Consider the following 21,051-nt stretch of genomic DNA (forward strand, 5'->3'; position numbering starts at 1 on the left):
CATTTGACGCGACGGGGAGTCTTTGTTAATGGGTGCAGAACATGTCGCGGAGAGCCTCCGCCCCTCGGGCCATGCGGGCCGACATGAATGCTGCCGCGGGCCAAGTGTATGTCCGCTATCATCGGACACACATGACAAAATTTTCTGATCTAAACCTTAATCCTAAAGTCCTGAAAGCCATTGATGAGGCCGGGTATGAAACCCCCACGCCAATTCAGGCCGGCGCGATCCCCCCTGCCCTTGAAGGCAAGGACGTCTTGGGAATCGCCCAAACAGGCACCGGCAAAACTGCCAGCTTTACCCTGCCCATGATCACCCTGCTTGCCCGTGGCCGCGCCCGCGCCCGGATGCCGCGCAGTCTGGTGCTGTGCCCCACGCGGGAACTGGCGGCACAGGTGGCCGAGAACTTCGACACCTATACCAAGCACCTGAAACTGACCAAAGCGCTGCTGATCGGCGGCGTGTCGTTCGGAGAGCAGGACAAGCTGATCGACAAGGGCGTTGACGTTTTGATCGCCACGCCCGGCCGTCTGATCGACCACTTTGAGCGCGGCAAGCTGATCTTGTCCGACGTGAAGATCATGGTCGTAGACGAGGCCGACCGGATGCTGGATATGGGGTTCATCCCCGATATCGAACGCATCTTCCAGATGACGCCCTTTACCCGTCAGACGCTGTTCTTCTCGGCCACGATGGCCCCCGAGATCGAGCGGATTACGAACACCTTCCTCTCTGCGCCCGAGCGTATCGAAGTCGCCCGTCAGGCCACCACGAGCGAGAATATCGAGCAAGGCGTGCTGATGTTCAAAGCCTCGCGCAAGGACCGCGAAGCGACGGAAAAACGCAAAGTGCTGCGCGCGTTGATCGACGCCGAAGGCGACAAATGCACCAACGCGATCATCTTCTGCAACCGCAAGATGGATGTGGATACGGTCGCTAAGTCGTTGAAAAAATACGGCTATGACGCGGCTCCGATCCATGGGGATCTTGATCAAAGCCAGCGGACCAAAACACTGGAAGGGTTCCGCAACGGCGATCTGCGCTTCCTTGTTGCCTCTGACGTGGCGGCGCGCGGTCTTGATGTGCCGTCGGTCAGCCACGTGTATAACTACGACGTGCCCTCCCATGCCGAGGATTACGTGCACCGGATCGGCCGCACGGGTCGCGCGGGACGTGATGGCAAGGCGATCATGATCTGCGTCCCGCGGGACGAAAAGAACCTCGAGGACGTTGAACGTCTGGTACAGCGCGAGATCCCACGCCTCGACAACCCCTTGGGCGGTTCGGAGGCAAAAGTGGCCCCAGCGGCAGAGGCCAAGACAGCCGATGCCCCCGCTGCGAAATCCGATGAGGCGACCAAATCTGAGAAGCCCAAACGCACCCGCACGCGCAGCCGTAAAAAGCCTGATGCGGCTAAGGTTGACGCTGAACAGACAGAGACGGCGCAGGCGGACAGCCCCAAAGCTGACAAACCCGATGCCAAAGCGGACGCCAAATCTGATGCAAAGCCGCAAGACAAAAAGTCGGACAAACCAGCCAAGGAGTCTGCAGACAAGGCCCCTGCCCAAAAGGCAGACACCGCTCAGGACGACAAACCCAACAACCGTCGCGGTGGCCGTGGCGGGCGTGGTGATAACAACCGCAATGACAACAACCGTCAGCAGAACAACCGCAACGACAACCGCGTCGTCGGTCTGGGCGATCACACGCCCGAGTTCATCGGCCTAAGCTTTGCCGAGCGTCGCGAATAACCCCGCGCACCACTGACAGAAACGATTAAAGGCGCAGAGCATCTTCTGCGCCTTTTTCTTTATGGTTACCCTTTTGCCTTGCAGCTGCTCCGACGCGCCACACCCTGCCCTACAAACGCAAAACGCCGCGCAGGGGGCTGCGCGGCGTTTCTATTTAGCGTGAGAGCGTTTTAGCTCAGGCGGCTGACCACGATGGTAACCTCGGGCTTTTTGCCGATCTCATCGTTGGCGGACTGACGCACAGTGCGCTTCAACCCATCGTGCAGCTTGTCGTCGTCGCGCAGGGTCTTGGCATTAGCACGGCCAAGGAACTGGGCCAGATCGGCTTCCAGCACGTCAACCAGCGAGGCTTTGGATCGCCCTTGCTCTGGCAGACCCATGGCATCGACCCAAGGATCGCCCAAGACTTCGTCATTCTCGTCCAGGATGACGGTCACGGTGACGTGGCCGTTCAGCGCCATGCGGATACGGTCGCGCACAACGCCATCCATCGCGCCAATCTGGGTAGAGCCATCAAGGTAAGTCCGCCCGCTGTCGACATATTCAACGACCTTGGGCTCGTTGCCCGACAGGTCGATCATCATGCCGTTAACGGCCAGAACACCCTTCATCCCCTTGGCGTTGGCGATTTTGGTGTGCTCACGCAGGTGGCGGTGCTCACCATGCATCGGGATCAGAATCTGCGGCTTGACCACGTCATGCAGCGTTTCCAGATCGGGACGGTTGGCGTGGCCCGACACGTGATACAGACCCGAGCTGTCGTCGACGATATCAACGCCCATCTCCGAGAATGCGTTGATCACCTTGATCACGCCACGCTCGTTGCCCGGAATGGTTTTGGAGGAGAATAGGAACATGTCCCCTTCCTTCATTTCCAACCCCATGTATTTACCGCGTGCCAGCTGTGCCGACGCCGCACGGCGCTCCCCTTGCGAACCTGTTACCAGCAGCATCAGGTTCTCGCGCGGAATGCCGCGGGCTTCTTCCGGGCTCACGACCGGGGGGAAGTCCTTCATCACGCCGGTTTCAAGCGAGGCTTCGACCATGCGTTTCATCGCACGTCCCAGCAGCACAACCGACCGCCCTGCCCGTTCGCCCGCATCCGCCAGCGTTTTCACACGCGCGACGTTAGAGGCAAAGGTCGTCGCGACGACCATACCCTGCGCGGTGCCGAGCAGCTTTTCAATCTCTGGCCCGACGGTCGCTTCGGACCGGCCTGCATGCTGCGAGAAGACGTTGGTACTGTCACAGATCAGCGCCTTGACGCCGTCTTTGGACACGTCGGCCCAAAGTTCGGGGTCGTAGGGTTCACCAACGCCGGGTGTCATGTCGATCTTGAAGTCGCCCGAGTGGATCAGCCGATCGCCGGCCACGTCGATCACCAGCGACGACGATTCAGGGATGGAGTGGGACATGGGCAGGAAGCCCACTTTGAACGGCCCTACAGTCGTTTGCTGCGGCCAAGGGGCCACGGTGGTCACCGCATCGTCGGGGTGGCCGTATTCGTCCATCTTGCGCTTGGCGATATTGGCGGTGAATTTCCGCGTATAGATCGGCGCGCGCAGGCGGTCATAGGTATGGGCCACGGCACCGATATGGTCTTCGTGGGCGTGGGTGATGAAAATCGCCTCGATCTGGTCGCGGCGTTCTTCAAGCCAGGCGATATCGGGGATGATCAGATCCACGCCGGGGCTTGTGTCCATGTCGGGGAAGGCCACGCCAAGGTCGACAACAATCAGCCGCTCCTTACCGGGTTTCCCGTATCCATAAACATAGGCATTCATGCCAATTTCACCTGCCCCACCGAGGGGCAGATAGATCAATCTTTCGCTGCTCATATGACTAAGCGGTATCCTTGTTATAGTTATAAATCACGGTCAGGCCGTGCATCGTCAAATCATCTTGGTATGCATCAAACAGATCGACTGTCTGTTGAAAGAGCGGGGCCAGCCCGCCTGTGGCAATCACGCGCATTTCGCGGCCGCGCTCAGCCTTTATTCGGGCACATATCTCACGGACGAGGCCAACATAACCCCAAAAAATGCCCGATTGTATGCAAGAGACGGTATTTGTACCAATCACCGCCTGTGGTTTCGAGATGTCTACATGAGGTAAGGCCGCTGCGGCGTTATGCAATGCCTCAAGGCTCAGGTTTACACCGGGGGCAATCACCCCGCCGATATAGGCCCCGTCCGTATCGACCACATCAAAGGTCGTCGCCGTGCCGAAATCGACAATGATCAGATCACCGCCATAAAGATCATGCCCCGCCACCGTGTTGACCAGACGGTCAGGCCCCACGGCGGTGCCTTCGTCAACGCGGACATCCACCGGTAGCAGGCAATCGGGTTTGCCCACCACAATGGGCCGCGTGTCAAAATAGCGGTCCGCCAGAACGCGCAGGTTGAACACCACCCGCGGCACGGTCGAGCTGATGATGACATCGGTGATATCTGCCTCGACGCCCTGAAACTTCATCAAGGTGCTGAGCCAGACGTAATATTGGTCAGAGGTACGCTGCCATTCGGTAGAGGTCCGCCACGTCCCGAGGAACCGCGCCCCGTCCCAGATCGAAAAGACTGTATTGGTGTTTCCGCAGTCAATCGCCAACAGCATGGCACATCCCTTCGCTCGTGCTTAGAAAAATACATCCGCCGCAGTGATGGGCACACGGCCTTTAGGGGTGCGCAGGATCAGGTTGCCTTGCGCGTCCACGTCTTCGAACACACCACGGGTTTCGTCCTTCATGGTGCGCGCGACGATCTCTTCGCCCAAACGCGCGGCATGGGACAACCACGCGGTACGGATGGGGGCAAAACCATAGGTCTGGAACTGGGTTTCCAGCTGCGCGTATTCCGCCGCCAGCGCATCCAAAAACACCTCGGGCGGGACGACCTTGCCGGTCTCTGCCACGACGGAAACGGGGCGCAGGGCCCCTGCCTCGACCTGATCGGCACCGGGCGCATGGGCAAGGTTCACCCCGATCCCGATGGCCAGAAAATCACCGATGCTTTCCAGCAGGATGCCCGCGACCTTACCGCCGTTCAGCAGCACGTCGTTCGGCCACTTCAGGGTAAAGGCCCCCTCGTCCCGCGTGGTGGCGACAAAGGCACGGCGCAGGGCAAGCGAGGCGACAAAGCTGCGCAGCGCCGCGGTCGAGGGGCTTTCGGACCGGCGCATCATCAGCGTTGCGGCAAAATTGCCCCGTGGCGTGGCCCAGGACCGCCCGCGCCGACCGCGTGCGGCGGTCTGCTCCTGCGCGAGGATCCATGTGGACCCCGTCAGCTCGCTCGCTTGGCGTGCCGCCTCGCTCAGCGTGGAATCGACGCTATCGAAAACCTGCCGCCCATAGCCATCGGGCCAAGACGCGTTTTGCGCCTTGGCCCCCGTTGCTCCCGCGGTGGAAGCGCCATTGTTCACCGATGTCACCGGCAGATCAGTTGATCAGCGTCGCCGCTGCAGAGATCGCAGCAGTTTCGACGCCAAACATGTTCAGGATACCCACGACCATGATCACGGCAGAGGCAACAACGAACCCCGACAGCAGGCTGCTTTTGCCTTCGTCCAGGCGGTCATCGCCTTCGGCACCGAAATACATCAGGAAAACGATACGCAGGTAATAATAGGCACCGATGGCCGAGGCGACGGCACTGGCGACAACCAGCCAGACCAGCCCCGCATCCACACCCGCCTGCCAGACACCCAGCTTGGCGAAGAAGCCCAGCATTGGCGGCACACCAGCAAGCGAGAACAGCAGCACCAGCATCGCCAGTGCCTTACCCGGCGCGCGTTTGGAATACATGTTCAACGCCGAGATATCGGTGACCGGCTGGCCGTCTTTCTCCATCCCGAGGATGAAGGCGAAGGTGCCGATGTTCATGGTCACGTAGATCGCCAGATAGACCAGCATGGATTTGACACCCAGCTCGGTCCCGGCGGCAAGGCCGATCAGCGCATAGCCCATGTGGGCGATCGAGGAATAGGCCATCAGGCGTTTGATGTTGGTCTGACCAATCGCGGCGACGGCACCAAGGAACATGGACAGGACCGACAGCAGCGCGACGATCTGGCTCCAGTCGGCGACAGCATTGCCAAAGGCGTCATGCAGCACACGGGCAAAGAGCGCCATCGCGGCAACCTTGGGGGCTGTGGCGAAGAAAGCTGTAACCGGAGTCGGTGCGCCCTCGTAGACATCGGGCGTCCACATGTGGAACGGCACGGCCGACACCTTGAACGCCAGACCGGAGACGACAAAGACGATCCCGAACAACAGGCCAATCGATGTCTGCCCTGCGCTCGCAAGGCTCATGACGCCCGCGAATTGCGTGGTGCCGGCGTAGCCATAGACCAGCGACACACCGTACAGCAGCAAACCCGAGGACAAAGCACCCAGAACGAAATACTTCAGACCCGCTTCGGTCGATTTCACGCTGTCACGACGCAAAGACGCGACGACATAAAGTGCCAGCGATTGCAGCTCGAGGCCCATGTAAAGGGTCATCAGGTCGCCTGCGCTGACCATCATCATCATGCCGACAACGCTCAGCGCGATCAGCACTGGATATTCAAACCGCAGCAGCCCGCGCTTTTTCATATAGGCTTCGGACATCGCCAGCACCGCCGCCGCGCTGAGCAGCATGGTGACTTTGGCAAAACGGGCAAAGCTGTCTTCGACGAACAGACCGTTAAAGGCGATGCGCGTGGTGCCACCGCTGGTCATACCGATCCAGATCGCCAGCAGCGTCATCACGATTGCCGTGGCCCAGACGATCACCCCCGCGGCGGCGTCCTTGTTGGTGTAAACCGCCCCAAGCAGTGCCAGGATCGCGAAAAGCGCCAGCAGGATTTCGGGCAGGATGACATTCAGATCAGCGGAAATCATCGCGCGGTCCTTTATTCTGAGGCCGTCTGGACAGCGGCACCTGCCGCCTCCAGGGCCGTATCATAGCTATCAACAAGGGCGGCAACCGACGGCCCGATCATGTCGAGCACCAGCGCCGGGTAGACACCCAACAGCAACGTCATCGCCACCAGCGGGGCAAAGATCCAGCGTTCGCGGCGCGACATGTCCGTGATGGTGCGCAGGCTTTCCTTGATCAGATCGCCCATCACCACGCGGCGATAGAGCCACAGCGCATAGGCCGCCGAGAAGATCACCCCGGAGGTAGCTACCGCTGCAACCCAAGTGTTCACCTGGAACGTCCCCATCAGCGTCAGGAATTCCCCGACAAAGCCCGATGTCCCCGGCAGACCGACGTTGGCCATGGTGAAGAACATGAACACCAGCGCATAGGCAGGCATCCGGTTCACCAGACCACCATAGGCGTCAATCTCGCGGGTGTGCATCCGGTCATAGATCACGCCCACACACAGGAACAACGCAGCCGAGATGAAGCCGTGGCTGATCATCTGGAAGATCGCGCCATCCAGGCCCTGTTGGTTAAAGGTAAAGATACCCATGGTCACGAAACCCATATGCGCGACCGAGGAATAGGCGATGAGCTTTTTCATGTCTTCCTGCACCAGCGCCACCAGCGAGGTATAGACAATCGCGATCGCCGACATCCACAGCACCAGCGGGGCCATCACATCTGCCCCCACAGGGAACATTGGCACCGAGAAGCGCAAGAAGCCGTAGCCGCCCATTTTCAGCAGGATCGCCGCCAGCACCACGGAACCGGCTGTCGGCGCCTGAACGTGTGCGTCAGGCAACCATGTGTGCACCGGCCACATCGGCATTTTCACCGCGAAGCTGGCAAAGAACGCCAGGAACATCATGGTCTGCAAACCGCCGACCACGGTGATCCCCGCAATCGAGAAGCTGTCGGAGGCAAAGGTATGGGTCAGCAAGCTGACCTCGCATCCGCCAATACAGGTTGTGCCGGCATCCGCGTACATCATCACCATCGCCACCAGCATCAGGACGGACCCGAGGAAGGTGTAGAGGAAGAACTTGAACGAAGCGTAAATGCGGTTCGCCCCGCCCCAAATGCCGATGATCAGGAACATCGGGATCAGACCTGCTTCGAAGAAGAGGTAGAAGAGCACTAGATCCAGCGCCATGAACACGCCCAGCATCAGCGTTTCCAGCAGCAGGAAGGCGATCATATATTCCTTGACCCGCGTCTCTACGTTCCAGCTGGCGGAAATGACCAGTGGCATCATAAAGGTGGTCAACATCACGAAGAGGATCGAAATCCCGTCAACGCCGAGGCGATATTTCAGCCCCATCAGCCACTGCGCCTCGTCGACGAACTGGAACCCGGTGTTGGACGGGTCGAAGTCGAACAGGATGAACAGCGAGATCAGGAAGGTGACCGTCGTCGTGATCAGAGCGAGCCACTTTGCATTGCGCCCCGCTGCGGCGTCATCGCCCCGCAGGAACACAGCCAGAATAAGCGCCGCAAAGCTGGGCATGAAGGTAATGATGGAAAGCAAGTGATGATCCATTAGTGTGCCCCCCCGCTCATCGTCATCCAGGTCACAAGGACCGCGATGCCGATCACCATGGCAAAGGCGTAGGTAAAGATATAGCCGGACTGCGCGCGCCCTGCCAGTCGGGTGAGGAACGGGATGATCCCCATAGCGACACCGTTCAGCGTGCCGTCGATCACATTGCCGTCCCCGCGCTTCCAGAAGAAGCGACCGATGGCCATCGCGGGTTTGACGAAGATCACGTTATACAGCTCGTCGAAATACCATTTGTTCAGCAAGAACAGATAAAGCGGCCGTTGGTTCGCCGCCAGACGCGACGGCAGGGTCGGGTTCCAGATGTAGAACCACAAGGCCATCACAAGGCCAAAGACCATCGCGATAAACGGGCTGACCTTGACCCATGCCGGTGCGGCGTGGGCGTCGTCCAGAACGTGGTTGTCGGGTGCGATATACAATGCCCCCTCGCCAGGGGCACCGGCGAAGGCGGGACCGTGGTGACCGGCATCGGCACCTTGGCCGTCTTCAGCGTGGTCACCTGCGTCGGCGTGGCTGTCTTCCGCCCCTTCAACATGGGTTTCACCACCGGCGGCCATCTCGGCCATGGGGATGCCATAGAACTCGCCCACATCCTCGGCATGGCCGAAGAAGCTGTTGTACCAGATCATACCCGCAAAGATCGCGCCAAGGCTCAGCACGCCAAGCGGCACCAGCATCACCATCGGGCTTTCATGTGCGTGGTCATGGGTATGCTTGTCGCCGCGCGCCTTGCCAAAGAAGGTCAGGAACATCAGGCGCCAGCTGTAGAAGCTTGTCATCGCGGCCGCGATCACCAGCATCCAGAAGCCATACATGGACCCGCCACCCCAGGCGCTTTCGATGATCGCATCCTTGGACAGGAAGCCCGCGAAGCCAAAATGCGTCAACGGAATACCGACACCGGTAATGGCCAGCGTACCGATCATCATCGCCCAGAACGTATAGGGGATTTTCTTGCGCAGCGCGCCATAGTTACGCATGTCCTGCTCGTGGTGCATGGCGTGGATCACCGACCCCGCCCCCAAGAACAACATCGCCTTAAAGAACGCGTGGGTGAACAGGTGGAACATCGCGGCGGAATACATGCCAACGCCAGCGGCCACGAACATATACCCAAGCTGCGACATGGTCGAATAGGCGATGACGCGTTTGATGTCGTTCTGCACCAGACCGATGGTCGCGGCGACAAAGGCGGTGGTGGCCCCAAGGAAGGTCACGAATGTCATTGCCTCGGGGGCGACCTCCATCAACGGGGACATGCGGCAGACAAGGAAAACACCTGCCGTCACCATCGTCGCGGCGTGGATCAGCGCCGACACAGGCGTCGGGCCTTCCATCGCGTCGGGCAACCATGTGTGCAGGAAGAGCTGCGCCGATTTACCCATCGCACCGATGAACAGCAGGATCGCGATCAGGTTCGCGGCGTTCCAGTCGGCCCAAAGGAAACCAACGGTTGTTTCCGCCAGCTCGGGGGTTGCGGCGAAGACATCGTCGAACTTGATCGAGTCGGTCAGATAGAACAGGCCAAAGATACCAAGGGAAAAGCCGAAGTCACCGACACGGTTGACCACAAACGCCTTGATCGCCGCCGCATTCGCCGAGGGCTTCTTATAGTAGAAGCCGATCAGCAGATAGGATGCGACGCCCACGCCTTCCCAGCCAAAGAACATCTGAACAAGGTTGTCAGATGTCACCAGCATCAGCATCGCGAAGGTGAAGAACGACAGATAGGCGAAGAAACGGGCGCGATAGGGCTCCGCGTCCGAGAAATTCTCGTCATGGGCCATGTAGCCGAAGGAATACAGGTGCACGAGGCTGGAGACCGTGGTGATCACGATCAGCATGATCGCGGTCAGACGGTCGAGGCGGATCGCCCAATCGGTCGACAGGCTGCCGCTTTCGATCCAGCGCAGGATCTGGATGTGCTGTGTTTCACCGTCAAACGAAAGGAAGACGATCCAGCTGAGCAGCGCCGCGAGGAACAGCAGAGCCGTTGCCACATATTGGCCGGTCTTCTCCCCGATCAGCTTCCAGCCGAAACCACAGATCAATGCACCGACAAGTGGTGCGAAAAGAATGATCGTTTCCATGATCTTAGCCCTTCATCACGTTGACATCTTCAACCGCGATCGTACCCCGATTGCGGAAGAAGCAGACCAGAATGGCCAGCCCGATTGCGGCCTCTGCCGCAGCGACGGTCAGGACGAACAGCGTGAACACCTGCCCCACCAAATCACCCAGATAATAGGAGAAGGCGACAAAGTTGATGTTCACCGCCAAGAGCATAAGCTCGATCGACATCAACATGATGATGATGTTCTTGCGGTTCAGGAATAGCCCGAAAATGCCAATGACAAACAGCGTCGCCGCTACTGTCAGGTAATGTTCAATTCCGATCATGTCGTCCCTCGGTTCTTTTGCCCGTTTCAGGCGTTCTTTAGTTCTTGTCGCGAGATGTTTCCATCCCGATCCCGTCGCATCTAGAAAATGCTGTAGCCGCCCACGACCACGATCAAAACCACGACAAGCACCACAATTGTATTACGTGACATGGATCACATCCTTGTTTGGGTAGGCCGCCTAAAGGCCCTGCCCGGGTTTCACATCATTCAGCTTCATCGCCAGCTTCGGATCGCGCATCATCTGATCGACCACGTTCTGGCGTTTCACATCCGCACGGTGGCGCAGCGTCAGCACAATCGCCCCGATCATCGCGACCAGCAGGATCAGACCCGACAGCTGGAACAGCAGGAAGTATTGATCATAAAGGATCAGGCCCAATGCGGCGGTGTTGTGCACCTCGTCGGTGATCACCTGCGTGCGCAGCCCTTCGGCGGCAGAGTTCGCATCCCATGCGCCGAACGCCATCACGAATTGCATCAGGATCACCAGACCGATCAGCAGGGCCAGCGGCATATAGCGCGCCATTTCGGCCTTGAGCTCGGCGAAATCGACATCAAGCATCATGACAACGAACAGGAACAGAACCGCGACCGCGCCGACATAGACAATGATCAGCAGCATCGCGACGAATTCGGCGTTGAGCAGCACGAAAAGCCCTGCCGCGCTGAGGAAGGACAGGATCAACCACAGCACCGAATGCACGGGGTTGCGGCTGATCACAGTGAACAGCCCGCCAGCGATCACGCTGATCGCGAAGAGGTAAAATGCGAAAACGCTCATGCGTCACCTTCCTTGTCATCCAAAACACCCTGCGCGATTTCCATTGCGCGGGTCATGGCGGGGATGCCGGCGAAAACCGCCATCTGCCCGATCGTCTCTATCACTTGCTGCTTGTGGGCCCCTGCCTCTACCGCGTGGATCACGGCCTGACGCAGCGCCACGTCATTCTGGGCACCCTGCATGGTCAGCCCCGAAATCGTCAGCAACATCCGTGTTTTGGCATCCAACCCGTTGGGGTTCATCGTATTGCCAAAAAACGTTTCCATCATGTCTTTGGGCATCTTGCCCATCATCGCCTCGAACCCTTTGGGGGAAAACGCATCCATTGCAGGAAAGGCTTTGGCCATATCCTGCATCTGACGCATCATCTCTTCAAAAGGGTTCTGGCTGTCGGTCATCGGTACGGCGCGTCCAGTTCAAGGTTGCGCGCGATTTCAGCTTCCCAGCGTTCGCCGTTGTCCAGCAGCTTGGCCTTGTCATAGAACAGCTCTTCGCGGGTCTCGGTCGAGAATTCAAAGTTCGGCCCCTCGACAATCGCGTCAACCGGGCAGGCTTCCTGACAGAAACCGCAGTAGATGCATTTGGTCATGTCGATGTCATAGCGCGTGGTGCGGCGGCTGCCATCATCGCGCGGTTCCGCATCGATGGTGATCGCCTGCGCCGGGCACACCGCTTCGCACAGTTTGCACGCGATGCAACGCTCTTCCCCGTTGGGATAGCGGCGCAGGGCGTGCTCCCCACGGAACCGAGGGCTCAGCGGGCCCTTTTCATGCGGGTAGTTGATCGTCGCCTTGGGCTTGAACATATACTTAATGCCCAGCTTCAAGCCTTGATAGAAATCCTGCAGCAGGAAGTATTTCGCGTGACGGGTATAGTCGGTGTTAGCCATATCAGCCCCCTACTGTCCAACGGGCATAGATACCCCAGAACCAATCGAATTTCGCGGCGAAGGATACGAAGACAACCCAGAACAGGCTGAATGGCAGGAACACTTTCCATCCCAGACGCATCAACTGGTCATAGCGGTACCGCGGGGTGATCGCCTTGACCAACGAGAAGAAGAAGAACACCAGCCCCATTTTGGCGACCATCCAGAAGATGCCGTCTGGCAGGCCCGGGATCGGCGACAGCCAACCGCCAAAGAACATCAGCGAGATCAGCGCGCACATCAGCACCACGGCGACCAGTTCACCGATCATGAACAGCAAGAAGGGCGTGGAGGAATATTCGACCTGATACCCGGCAACCAGTTCCGATTCCGCTTCGGGAAGGTCAAACGGCGGGCGGTTGGTTTCGGCCAGCGCCGAGATAAAGAACAGGATCAGCATCGGGAAGTGCGGTAGCCAGTACCAGCTCAGCAGACCGTAGTCGCCGCTTTGCGACAGCACGATGTCCCCGAAGTTCAACGAGCCAGAGCTGATGACGACGCCGATAATGATCAGACCGATCGACACCTCGTAAGAGATCATCTGCGCGGCAGAGCGCAGCGAGCCCAGAAACGGGTATTTGGAGTTTGACGCCCACCCGCCCATGATCACGCCATAGACTTCAAGCGACGAGATCGCGAAGACATAAAGGATCGCAACGTTGATGTTCGACAGAACCCAACCGTCGTTGAACGGGATCACCGCCCAGGCAACCAGCGCCATAACCAATGTGACCATAGGGGCCATAAAGAAAACGGCGCGGTCCGCACCGGCGGGCACGACCACCTCTTTAACGATGTATTTCGCGAAATCCGCAAAGGATTGCAGCAGACCATAGATGCCTACAACGTTCGGGCCGCGGCGCAGCTGTACCGACGCCCAGATTTTCCGGTCGGCGTACATCAGGAACGCAAGGGCAAGAAGCAGGGGAATCACAACAAGGAAAATCTGGCCAATAATCAGCAGGATCGTCCCCAGCGTGGTGTTGAAAAAGAAGTCAGCCATAGGTCCTCACACCGTCGGTATGCCTTTTTCCATGCAGTTCTGCACGGTCACTTCAGCATCTATTGTCTTCAAGCCCGCAGGCAGGCTCGGCGAGATGGTGTAAACAGCATCTGCGTGCCAGACACCACCCTCGATCTCAACATTTGTACGCACGTGGCGGGCAAAACCAAAGCCCCGGATCAAAGTATAGCGCGCCGCGGCACATTCCGCGTATTCCGCTACATTCTTGGATGACTGCGCTTTGGTCATCGCCACGTCGAACTGGACAAGGTCCCCGTCCAGCAGTTTGGTTTCAACACCGCGATACTCGGGAATGAAATCTTCGGCCATGGGCGCTTGCGTCTCGCAGGCACCCAGAACCAAAGGCAACATCATCCCCAAAATCCTCACTCCGCCGCCAGTGGTTTTTCGCGTCGGGCTTTGGCGTTGGCCGAAAGCTCTGCCATCAACTGGCTGGCGCGGGCGATGGGGTTGGACAGGTAGAAATCGGCAATCGCAAAGCGCAACGGGCTTTCGCCCAGATCGCCTGTGGCCACAGGCTGCCATGCGTTTTCAGCGACCTGATCAATATTCCCCAGATGCGGGACATCAGCGACCAGCGCCTTGCGCAATGCTGCAAGCGAATCGAACGGCAGCTTGGCGTCCAGCTCGGCACTCAGCGCGCGCAGGATGGCCCAGTTTTCCTTGGCCTGACCGGGGGCAAAGCTGGCGCGCGCGGCAAGCTGCGGACGGCCTTCGGTATTGACGAACAAACCGCCCTCTTCCGTATAGGCGGCACCGGGCAGGATGATATCGGCACGGTGCGCGCCGCGATCCCCGTGCGAGCCTTGATAGATCACGAAGGGGCCGGCAGGAATGTCGCCCTCATCGGCGCCAAGGTTATAGATCACATCGGCGGCCAGCACATCGTTGATGCCATTTTCGGCAACGGCACCGACGTCCATCGCACCCACACGGGATGCGGCAGTGTGCAAGACCATAAAGCCGGATTGCGTCGCCTCGGCCAGCGCCATGGCAGCGGCCAGAACCTCTGCCCCGTCTTCGCGCGCCAAGGCCCCCATGCCCACAACGATGACCGAGGATTTCTCGGCGATGTCGGCGTGGTCCTTTTTCAGCAGGTCATTCAGCAGCGACGGGCTGTCGCCCAGATGATCGTAATCGTAGGTCAGATCGACCGCTGGGCCCATCAGCGCCACATCCGCGCCGCGGGTCCACGCCTTGCGGATACGGGCGTTCAGCACCGGTGCTTCCACTGCGGGGTTCGCGCCGATCAGCATCACGGCTTGCGCTTGATCCAGATCTTCGACCGTGGCGGTCCCGACATAGCCCGACCGGTTGCCCGCAGGCAGCTTCGCGCCATCGGTCCGGCATTCGACAACACCGCCCTGCCCCTCGATCAGCTGTTTCAATGCATATGTCGCCTCGACCGAGGCAAGGTCACCGATCAGACCGGCGACTTTCTTACCCTTCATCGCAGCAGCGGCAGCGGCCAATGCTTCGGGCCAGTCAGCTTTGCGCAATTTACCGTTTTCACGAATATAGGGCGTGTCCAGACGCTGGCGGCGCAGACCGTCCCAGACGAAACGGGTTTTATCGGAAATCCATTCCTCGTTCACGCCATCATGGTTGCGCGGCAAGAAGCGCATGACTTCGCGGCCTTTGGTATCCACACGGATGTTCGACCCAAGCGCATCCATCACGTCGATCGATTCGGTCTTTGACAGTTCCCACGGCCGTGCGGTGAAAGCATAGGGTTTCGAGACCAGCGCCCCCACGGGGCACAGATCAATGATATTGCCCTGCAGGTTCGAATCGAGCGTCTGCCCCAGATAGGCTGTAATCTCGGCGTCTTCACCGCGGCCGGTCTGGCCCATCTGGTGAATGCCCGCGACCTCGGTGGTGAAGCGCACACAACGGGTGCAGGAAATGCAGCGCGTCATATGGGTTTCGACCAATGGACCCAGATCCAGATCTTCGGTCGCGCGCTTCGGCTCGCGGTAGCGGCTGAAGTCGACGCCGTAAGCCATCGCCTGATCCTGAAGATCACACTCGCCGCCCTGATCGCAGATCGGGCAATCCAGCGGGTGGTTGATCAGCAGGAATTCCATGACCCCCTCGCGGGCCTTTTTAACCATGGGCGAATTCGTTTTGACGACAGGCGGCTGGCCCTCTGGACCAGGACGCAAGTCGCGCACCTGCATGGCGCAGGACGCCGCAGGCTTGGGTGGGCCGCCCACGACCTCCACAAGACACATCCGGCAGTTACCGGCAATCGACAGACGTTCATGGTAACAGAAACGCGGAATTTCCACCCCTGCTTCCTCGCACGCCTGAATGAGCGTCATCGCCCCTTCGACTTCGACTTCCTTGCCGTCAATGATGATCTTGCGGGTATCGCTCATATGCTTATTTCGCTCTCAGTAACGAACCGATCCGGCTCGATTTTTGGATTTCTGCACGCCCTAACGCACAATAGCTTTGCGGGTCCGAAGTATCGACCCCCTTCGCCTTTAAATATGCGGCCCCACGGGCCTTCATGCGCGCCTTTTCAGCATCGCTTTTACGGTAGGCGTCAATTTCGTCCGACGTATAGCCCAAAGATTTCGCCGTATTGTGCACATTGTTCAAATAGCTGAGTGCGCGGATCATACGGGCCGAGATATCGGGGCATTCTTTGCGAATCCGGTCGGCCAGTCCAAGATCAAGCAGCGCATCATCAACAGCCGGTACATCACGCAGCGGCGGCTTTGCGGCGACAGGGCTGGCCATCAGGGCCACGGTTGTTACGGCGATCAATACGTTACGCATCTTACTCTCCTCATGTAGCGGGGCGGACTCCCCCTTGCTACACATGGGAACTGACCCCGATGTTATTCAATAACATCTCCGGATCAGCCATTTGCCAGCGGTATGTCGCGCAAACGGTCAGGAAGGGCAAGCCCCCTGAAACGTCAAAGCGTCGTCCACAAGGCGCAAATTCTCGGGCGGGGTGTCCGGCCCCACGTCCCATTTGATATCCGAACTGCCATAGTTGGTCACACAATAAACCGTCGCTTCATAGCGCGCCGCTTCGCGGGCACCGTTGATCGACTGTGACGCATTGCGCACCCGCAGGGTAAAGACATCGCGTTGCCCGTCGACTTTGCTTAGCTTGGTGCGGAAATATTTACCATCAAAGGCCAGACGGTCTTCGCGGGCGGTACAGCCGGCCAATACCGCGGCCGTTATACAAAATAGAACAATCTGCTTCATCTTCCCTCACTCTGCCGGTGTGGCCGGATCCGTCTTTTTGTGCAGCCCCCTGCCCGATCAACGGGTGAAAGCTATCGTTCTTCAGTCGTGCCTCAGAAGGCTGCGAAAATCGCCAGGACCGCCAAGGCCAGAATACAGACCAGCCCCAGCATAAAGAACAGCGACCGCATCGGCTGGTTGGTTGTCCCGATATGCACTACGGCCATCGCGACCCGCACCACCACGAATAGCGCCGCAAAGAGGTTCACCCAGAACACAGGCGCGCCAAGCAGCACCGCCGCAAGCGTCGATGCCAGAAACGGGCCCGACGCCTCTATCGCGTTCATGAACGCGCGTTCGCGGCGATAGACCACATCGTCGTAGTTCCGCTTGGGCTTGCCGCAATCGCAGCGCCCCTCTGGCGTGCGCCCCATGGTAGAGAGCGCGCCAAGGACACTGATCAGAATGGCCCAAAAAGCCAAAGCAGTCAGCGCGTGGCTATAGGCGGCAAAGCTTTCCATCAAAACTTACTCCGCCGCGACGGCGCTGACGCGGCCGGTGCGTTTGTGCTTGATGCGATCCTCGATCTCGTCGCGGAAGTGACGGATCAGACCCTGAATGGGCCAAGCCGCCGCATCCCCAAGGGCGCAGATCGTGTGCCCTTCGACCTGCTTGGTCACGTCGAGCAGCATGTCGATCTCTTCCGGCTCCGCATCGCCGCGCACCAAACGGTCCATCACGCGCATCATCCAGCCCGTGCCTTCGCGGCATGGCGTACACTGACCACAGGATTCGTGCTTGTAGAACTTCGCCAGACGCCAGATCGCCTTGATCACATCGGTGGAGTTATCCATCACGATGACCGCAGCCGTCCCCAGGCCCGAGCGTTGTTCGCGCAGGTAGTCGAAATCCATGATCGCGTCGCGCATCTGCGCACCGGGGATCATCGGCACCGACGACCCGCCGGGGATCACAGCCTTGAGGTTGTCCCAGCCGCCACGGATACCGCCGCAATGCTTTTCGATCAGCTCTTCAAAGGTGATGCTCATCGCTTCTTCGACGACGCAAGGATTATTCACATGGCCAGAGATCGCAAACAGCTTGGTGCCCGCATTGTTCGGACGGCCAAAGCTTGAAAACCATTCTGGACCGCGACGCAGGATCGTTGGGACCACCGCGATGGATTCCACGTTGTTCACCGTGGTCGGGCAGCCATAAAGACCGGCCCCCGCAGGGAACGGCGGCTTCATCCGCGGCATGCCTTTTTTGCCTTCAAGGCTTTCCAGCAGCGCGGTTTCCTCGCCACAGATATAGGCACCTGCCCCGTGGTGCAGATAGATGTCGAAATCATAGCCGGATTTGCAGGCATTCTTGCCCACAAGCCCCGCGTCATACGCCTCGTCAATCGCGGCTTGCAGCGCTTCGCGTTCGCGGATGTATTCGCCGCGGATGTAGATGTAGCAAGCGTTGGCGTTCATCGCGAAGCTCGCGATCAGGCAGCCCTCGATCAGCGTGTGCGGATCGTGGCGCATGATCTCGCGGTCCTTGCAGGTGCCGGGCTCGGATTCATCGGCGTTCACCACCAGATAGCTGGGGCGTCCGTCGCTTTCCTTGGGCATGAAGGACCACTTCAGACCGGTGGGGAAGCCCGCACCGCCACGGCCCCGCAGCCCCGACGCTTTCATCTGGTCGATGATCCAGTCGCGCCCGTTCTTGAGGATGCCCGCCGTGCCATCCCAATGGCCACGCGCCTGCGCGCCTTTCAGCGTGCGGTCGTGCATACCGTAGATATTGGTAAAGATGCGGTCTTGATCCTGAAGCATGAAGCTAACCTTTATGTGTCACGGCTGGCCGCGCGGGCCCGCCTCATCTGATATATATTGACCATCGCCCAGATCAGGGCTGCCAGCGCGGCAAAGTCGAACAGCAGCGCATAGCGTCCGGGCAAGCCGAACTGCGGCGCAAGCCATTGCGCCGCGATCCAAAGCAACATTGTGCCGGCAATGACAAGGCCGACCATCCGGCCCTTACGGGCCAGGGCGATTTCTTCCTTATCTGTCATCACACGGCATCCATGTCAGGCTCAGGTCTTTTTACTACGGGTGGAGAATTCGGTCTCTCCACCGGAGGCGAGGGTTTTGGCCTGCGCCATCCAGTCATCACGTTGAATACGGCCTTTGAACCGCACGCGGGCATCAACCCAAGCGATTTCAGCCGCGGTCCATTTGGCGATCTGATCAAAGTGATAGATCCCCAGCTCATTCAGCGTTTGTTCAAGTTTCGGCCCTACCCCACTGATAAGCTTGAGGTTATCGGCACCGCCAGCGCGCGGCTGTTCCAGCGTTTCGGGGCTGCTTTCGACCGTACCCGCCGGAATATCCGCGATCCCCGAACGGGTCGAGGTAGCACCCTTGACGGTGGCCGGTGCCTGCGGTGTTTCAGCCGGCGTTGGTTCTGGGATAGAGGCGACAGGTTCCGCCGCTTCTGTTGCTGGCGCAGGAGCCGGAGCCGCCTTGGCCTGTGCAGGCTCCGCTGCGGGGGCTTCGTATTTGTAGCTGCCTTTGCGCGCAGCGAGTTCCTCTTGGCCCTTCAGCTTGGCCGTGGGCTTGATCCCCGAGAAAGCGGCGGGTTCGTCTTTGGCCGCGGGCGAGGTGCCCGCTGTCGCCTCTGACGCGGCACCGCCGACATCGGCCTCGGCCTGACCGCCGGTCGTATCTTCGGGGCGAGCCTCTACCGTTTCGGTGGCAGCGGGTTCCGCCTCCAGCGCCGGCTCAGGCTCTACCTCGGCGTCGCTGGTTGGTGCGGCGCTGGCCGCCTGGGTTGTGGCCGCCGTTGCAGGGGCCGCAGCCGCCGCAGGAGTGCTGGCCGTCTGCATAGGATCATCCCCAAGCGACCCGCACATGAGTTTGGACAGGACCACAAAGGTCACAAGCCCCAGTATGATTCCAAGGAACAGGGAGGCGATAAAGCCCCAGCCGAAAACCAGCCAAAATAGCAACGCGAGGACAAGGCCGACCCCGGCCCCCCACCGCATGCAACCGCGTTTGCATTGCTCTTTTTGCGTCAAATCAGTCATGTCCGTCCCTTCGTTCGCCATTCAAGATGATCTATTATGTGTTATAGATACCATCTTTTGTGGCGCGCGACGAGAATTCTGTTTCTTCACCAGCAGCAAGCTTTTTCGCCTGTTCGACCCAGTTGTCGCGGGTCACGCGGCCCTTGAAACCTTCGAGGTTCTGATCCACCCAGGATACCTCGTTCGGGCCCCAGTCAGCGATCTGGCTAAAGTGGTAAAAGCCCATCTTGTTCACCAGCGCTTCGAGCTTGGGACCGATGCCCTTGATCATCTTGAGGTCATCCGCCGCGCCGCCTTCGGGGGCATCCAGCGTCTTGGGCTTGGTGGCTGCCGCATCCGCATTGGCCTCGGCAGACTTCGCAACCGATGCTTTCTTGGTGCCCGCGGTCGAGGCTTTGGGCGCAGGGGCCGGATCGCCGGGTGCGACGCTGCCTGCTTCGGGTTTGCCCACAGCTTCGGTGCCGTCAGCCTCCCCCGGTGCTTCGGAGCGTTGATCCGAGGCATCGCCCACATCACGTGGTGCGTCTTCCTCTGCGGCGGTACGACCGCCTTGGGCACCGTCAGGGCCTTCGGGTGGCATATTGTCATCGCGCGCAACAGGCTGTTCCTTGTCGGAACCGGCGCTGTCTGCACCATCTTTACCCTGCCAGGGCGCTGTCAGCGGCACTTCGGTACCATCGATGCGCTTGAGCGTATCACCGATGTCCACGGCCAGCTGCGCGCTGGCGTTATATTGTGTCTTGCCACTGTCGTGATCGGTCAGGCTGGTCAGCCCGGACAGCGGTTCAGAGGCATAGCGCCCGTTCTGCGGGCCGGGCACAGGCACCTGCCCCGCCGCCATCTCATCGATCATGGCGCGGAAGCCGTCGACGGTCAGATCTTCGTAATAGTCCTTGCCGATCTGCGCCATCGGCGCGTTCGAACAGGCGCCCAGACATTCGACTTCTTCCCACGAGAATTTGCCGTCTTCACTGATTTGATGGGCCTTGGGCGCGATGCGTTCCTTGCAGACCTCGATCAGGTCTTCAGCACCGCAGATCATGCAGGATGTCGTGCCGCAAATCTGGAAATGCGCGACCTCGCCCACAGGCTGAAGCTGAAACATAAAGTAGAATGTCGCGACTTCGAGCCCGCGGATATAGGCCATGCCCAGCATTTCCGAGACATGTTCGATTGCAGGGCGGCTCAACCAACCTTCCTGTTCCTGTGCACGCCACAGCAAAGGGATGATCGCGCTGGCCTGACGGCCTTCGGGGTATTTCGTGATCTGCGCTTCGGCCCAGGCCTGGTTGGCAGGGGTGAAGGCAAAGCTTGTCGGTTGGTCAGGGTGCAAACGGCGCAGCATCAGATCAGGCTTTCGTTCTTGCGGAAACGGCGGGCGCCTCCGGCGGGAGTTTATTTGGCAAAA

Annotated in this window: 21 protein-coding genes; 1 reads left to right on the forward strand and 20 read right to left on the reverse strand. The window is 59.4% G+C overall.

Features of this window, described 5'->3' with window-relative positions:
* Window positions 1-131 precede the first annotated feature (131 nt).
* On the forward strand, window positions 132-1,751 hold the full coding sequence (locus ACNQ62_RS09295; RefSeq protein WP_418094748.1) for a DEAD/DEAH box helicase: 1,620 nt from the start codon (window positions 132-134) through the stop codon (window positions 1,749-1,751).
* Between the two features lie 170 nt (window positions 1,752-1,921).
* On the opposite strand, the gene ACNQ62_RS09300 is transcribed toward ACNQ62_RS09295, so the two are convergent.
* The 20 genes from ACNQ62_RS09300 to ACNQ62_RS09395 form a co-directional block, all read right to left on the reverse strand.
* Window positions 1,922-3,589 (reverse strand): ribonuclease J, encoded by a 1,668-nt coding sequence (locus tag ACNQ62_RS09300; protein ID WP_418094749.1) that lies wholly within the window; start codon window positions 3,587-3,589, stop codon window positions 1,922-1,924.
* A 4-nt stretch (window positions 3,590-3,593) separates the two neighbouring features.
* Window positions 3,594-4,367: a type III pantothenate kinase gene (locus tag ACNQ62_RS09305; protein WP_009824851.1), complete on the reverse strand. Its 774-nt coding sequence runs from the start codon at window positions 4,365-4,367 to the stop codon at window positions 3,594-3,596.
* 21 nt (window positions 4,368-4,388) lie between these two features.
* Entirely contained in the window at window positions 4,389-5,180 is a 792-nt protein-coding gene (locus tag ACNQ62_RS09310) for a biotin--[acetyl-CoA-carboxylase] ligase (RefSeq protein ID WP_081781252.1), read from the reverse strand.
* Between the two features lie 7 nt (window positions 5,181-5,187).
* A complete protein-coding gene (gene nuoN, locus ACNQ62_RS09315; protein ID WP_005853955.1) occupies window positions 5,188-6,633 on the reverse strand; it encodes an NADH-quinone oxidoreductase subunit NuoN in 1,446 nt (481 codons plus the stop codon).
* 11 nt (window positions 6,634-6,644) lie between these two features.
* The gene (locus tag ACNQ62_RS09320) at window positions 6,645-8,201 is read right to left on the reverse strand and encodes an NADH-quinone oxidoreductase subunit M (RefSeq protein WP_418094750.1); all 1,557 of its coding nucleotides are present in this window, start codon (window positions 8,199-8,201) and stop codon (window positions 6,645-6,647) included.
* The gene (nuoL, locus tag ACNQ62_RS09325) at window positions 8,201-10,312 is read right to left on the reverse strand and encodes an NADH-quinone oxidoreductase subunit L (protein ID WP_418094751.1); all 2,112 of its coding nucleotides are present in this window, start codon (window positions 10,310-10,312) and stop codon (window positions 8,201-8,203) included. Before nuoL ends, ACNQ62_RS09320 begins: the two co-directional genes overlap by 1 nt.
* Before the next feature lie 4 nt (window positions 10,313-10,316).
* Window positions 10,317-10,622, reverse strand: coding sequence for an NADH-quinone oxidoreductase subunit NuoK (nuoK, locus tag ACNQ62_RS09330; protein WP_005853964.1), 306 nt, complete (start codon window positions 10,620-10,622; stop codon window positions 10,317-10,319).
* A 180-nt stretch (window positions 10,623-10,802) separates the two neighbouring features.
* Window positions 10,803-11,405, reverse strand: coding sequence for an NADH-quinone oxidoreductase subunit J (locus ACNQ62_RS09335; protein ID WP_005853967.1), 603 nt, complete (start codon window positions 11,403-11,405; stop codon window positions 10,803-10,805).
* A complete protein-coding gene (locus ACNQ62_RS09340; protein WP_005853969.1) occupies window positions 11,402-11,803 on the reverse strand; it encodes a carboxymuconolactone decarboxylase family protein in 402 nt (133 codons plus the stop codon). Before ACNQ62_RS09340 ends, ACNQ62_RS09335 begins: the two co-directional genes overlap by 4 nt.
* Complete coding sequence (gene nuoI, locus ACNQ62_RS09345) at window positions 11,800-12,294, reverse strand: NADH-quinone oxidoreductase subunit NuoI (RefSeq protein ID WP_005853971.1); 495 nt, start codon at window positions 12,292-12,294, stop codon at window positions 11,800-11,802. The genes ACNQ62_RS09340 and nuoI overlap by 4 nt, the downstream gene beginning before the upstream one ends.
* Before the next feature lies 1 nt (window position 12,295).
* Window positions 12,296-13,336 carry an NADH-quinone oxidoreductase subunit NuoH gene (gene nuoH / locus ACNQ62_RS09350; RefSeq protein WP_418094752.1) on the reverse strand — a complete coding sequence of 347 codons (1,041 nt, stop codon included), beginning with the start codon at window positions 13,334-13,336 and terminating at the stop codon, window positions 12,296-12,298.
* Window positions 13,337-13,342: 6 nt separating this feature from the next.
* A complete protein-coding gene (locus ACNQ62_RS09355; RefSeq protein WP_418094753.1) occupies window positions 13,343-13,711 on the reverse strand; it encodes a hypothetical protein in 369 nt (122 codons plus the stop codon).
* A gap of 11 nt (window positions 13,712-13,722) precedes the next feature.
* Window positions 13,723-15,738: an NADH-quinone oxidoreductase subunit NuoG gene (gene nuoG / locus ACNQ62_RS09360; protein ID WP_418094754.1), complete on the reverse strand. Its 2,016-nt coding sequence runs from the start codon at window positions 15,736-15,738 to the stop codon at window positions 13,723-13,725.
* A 4-nt stretch (window positions 15,739-15,742) separates the two neighbouring features.
* Window positions 15,743-16,144 carry a DUF5333 domain-containing protein gene (locus ACNQ62_RS09365; RefSeq protein ID WP_005853978.1) on the reverse strand — a complete coding sequence of 134 codons (402 nt, stop codon included), beginning with the start codon at window positions 16,142-16,144 and terminating at the stop codon, window positions 15,743-15,745.
* A 117-nt stretch (window positions 16,145-16,261) separates the two neighbouring features.
* Window positions 16,262-16,588 (reverse strand): hypothetical protein, encoded by a 327-nt coding sequence (locus ACNQ62_RS09370; RefSeq protein WP_184581851.1) that lies wholly within the window; start codon window positions 16,586-16,588, stop codon window positions 16,262-16,264.
* 92 nt (window positions 16,589-16,680) lie between these two features.
* Window positions 16,681-17,088 carry an MAPEG family protein gene (locus ACNQ62_RS09375; protein ID WP_037944459.1) on the reverse strand — a complete coding sequence of 136 codons (408 nt, stop codon included), beginning with the start codon at window positions 17,086-17,088 and terminating at the stop codon, window positions 16,681-16,683.
* 6 nt (window positions 17,089-17,094) lie between these two features.
* Window positions 17,095-18,390, reverse strand: coding sequence for an NADH-quinone oxidoreductase subunit NuoF (nuoF, locus tag ACNQ62_RS09380; RefSeq protein ID WP_009824861.1), 1,296 nt, complete (start codon window positions 18,388-18,390; stop codon window positions 17,095-17,097).
* Window positions 18,391-18,401: 11 nt separating this feature from the next.
* The gene (locus ACNQ62_RS09385) at window positions 18,402-18,629 is read right to left on the reverse strand and encodes a DUF5337 domain-containing protein (protein WP_005853987.1); all 228 of its coding nucleotides are present in this window, start codon (window positions 18,627-18,629) and stop codon (window positions 18,402-18,404) included.
* Between the two features lie 21 nt (window positions 18,630-18,650).
* A complete protein-coding gene (locus tag ACNQ62_RS09390) occupies window positions 18,651-19,643 on the reverse strand; it encodes an endonuclease (protein WP_418094755.1) in 993 nt (330 codons plus the stop codon).
* Between the two features lie 34 nt (window positions 19,644-19,677).
* Entirely contained in the window at window positions 19,678-20,988 is a 1,311-nt protein-coding gene (locus tag ACNQ62_RS09395) for an NADH-quinone oxidoreductase subunit E (RefSeq protein ID WP_037944464.1), read from the reverse strand.
* Between the last annotated feature and the right edge of the window lie 63 nt (window positions 20,989-21,051).

Source organism: Sulfitobacter sp. SBS6, assembly GCF_048285585.1.
GTDB classification, from domain to species: Bacteria; Pseudomonadota; Alphaproteobacteria; order Rhodobacterales; family Rhodobacteraceae; genus Sulfitobacter; species Sulfitobacter pontiacus.

Excerpts from the sequence above, each read along its gene's own strand:
- ACNQ62_RS09295 (WP_418094748.1), top strand. The coding sequence starts at position 132 with ATGACAAAATTTTCTGATCTAAACCTTAATCCTAAAGTCCTGAAAGCC.
- ACNQ62_RS09300 (WP_418094749.1), bottom strand. The coding sequence starts at position 3,589 with ATGAGCAGCGAAAGATTGATCTATCTGCCCCTCGGTGGGGCAGGTGAA.
- ACNQ62_RS09305 (WP_009824851.1), bottom strand. The coding sequence starts at position 4,367 with ATGCTGTTGGCGATTGACTGCGGAAACACCAATACAGTCTTTTCGATC.
- nuoN (WP_005853955.1), bottom strand. The coding sequence starts at position 6,633 with ATGATTTCCGCTGATCTGAATGTCATCCTGCCCGAAATCCTGCTGGCG.
- ACNQ62_RS09320 (WP_418094750.1), bottom strand. The coding sequence starts at position 8,201 with ATGGATCATCACTTGCTTTCCATCATTACCTTCATGCCCAGCTTTGCG.
- nuoL (WP_418094751.1), bottom strand. The coding sequence starts at position 10,312 with ATGGAAACGATCATTCTTTTCGCACCACTTGTCGGTGCATTGATCTGT.
- nuoK (WP_005853964.1), bottom strand. The coding sequence starts at position 10,622 with ATGATCGGAATTGAACATTACCTGACAGTAGCGGCGACGCTGTTTGTC.
- ACNQ62_RS09335 (WP_005853967.1), bottom strand. The coding sequence starts at position 11,405 with ATGAGCGTTTTCGCATTTTACCTCTTCGCGATCAGCGTGATCGCTGGC.
- ACNQ62_RS09340 (WP_005853969.1), bottom strand. The coding sequence starts at position 11,803 with ATGACCGACAGCCAGAACCCTTTTGAAGAGATGATGCGTCAGATGCAG.
- nuoI (WP_005853971.1), bottom strand. The coding sequence starts at position 12,294 with ATGGCTAACACCGACTATACCCGTCACGCGAAATACTTCCTGCTGCAG.
- nuoH (WP_418094752.1), bottom strand. The coding sequence starts at position 13,336 with ATGGCTGACTTCTTTTTCAACACCACGCTGGGGACGATCCTGCTGATT.
- ACNQ62_RS09355 (WP_418094753.1), bottom strand. The coding sequence starts at position 13,711 with ATGATGTTGCCTTTGGTTCTGGGTGCCTGCGAGACGCAAGCGCCCATG.
- nuoG (WP_418094754.1), bottom strand. The coding sequence starts at position 15,738 with ATGAGCGATACCCGCAAGATCATCATTGACGGCAAGGAAGTCGAAGTC.
- ACNQ62_RS09365 (WP_005853978.1), bottom strand. The coding sequence starts at position 16,144 with ATGCGTAACGTATTGATCGCCGTAACAACCGTGGCCCTGATGGCCAGC.
- ACNQ62_RS09370 (WP_184581851.1), bottom strand. The coding sequence starts at position 16,588 with ATGAAGCAGATTGTTCTATTTTGTATAACGGCCGCGGTATTGGCCGGC.
- ACNQ62_RS09375 (WP_037944459.1), bottom strand. The coding sequence starts at position 17,088 with ATGGAAAGCTTTGCCGCCTATAGCCACGCGCTGACTGCTTTGGCTTTT.
- nuoF (WP_009824861.1), bottom strand. The coding sequence starts at position 18,390 with ATGCTTCAGGATCAAGACCGCATCTTTACCAATATCTACGGTATGCAC.
- ACNQ62_RS09385 (WP_005853987.1), bottom strand. The coding sequence starts at position 18,629 with ATGACAGATAAGGAAGAAATCGCCCTGGCCCGTAAGGGCCGGATGGTC.
- ACNQ62_RS09390 (WP_418094755.1), bottom strand. The coding sequence starts at position 19,643 with ATGACTGATTTGACGCAAAAAGAGCAATGCAAACGCGGTTGCATGCGG.
- ACNQ62_RS09395 (WP_037944464.1), bottom strand. The coding sequence starts at position 20,988 with ATGCTGCGCCGTTTGCACCCTGACCAACCGACAAGCTTTGCCTTCACC.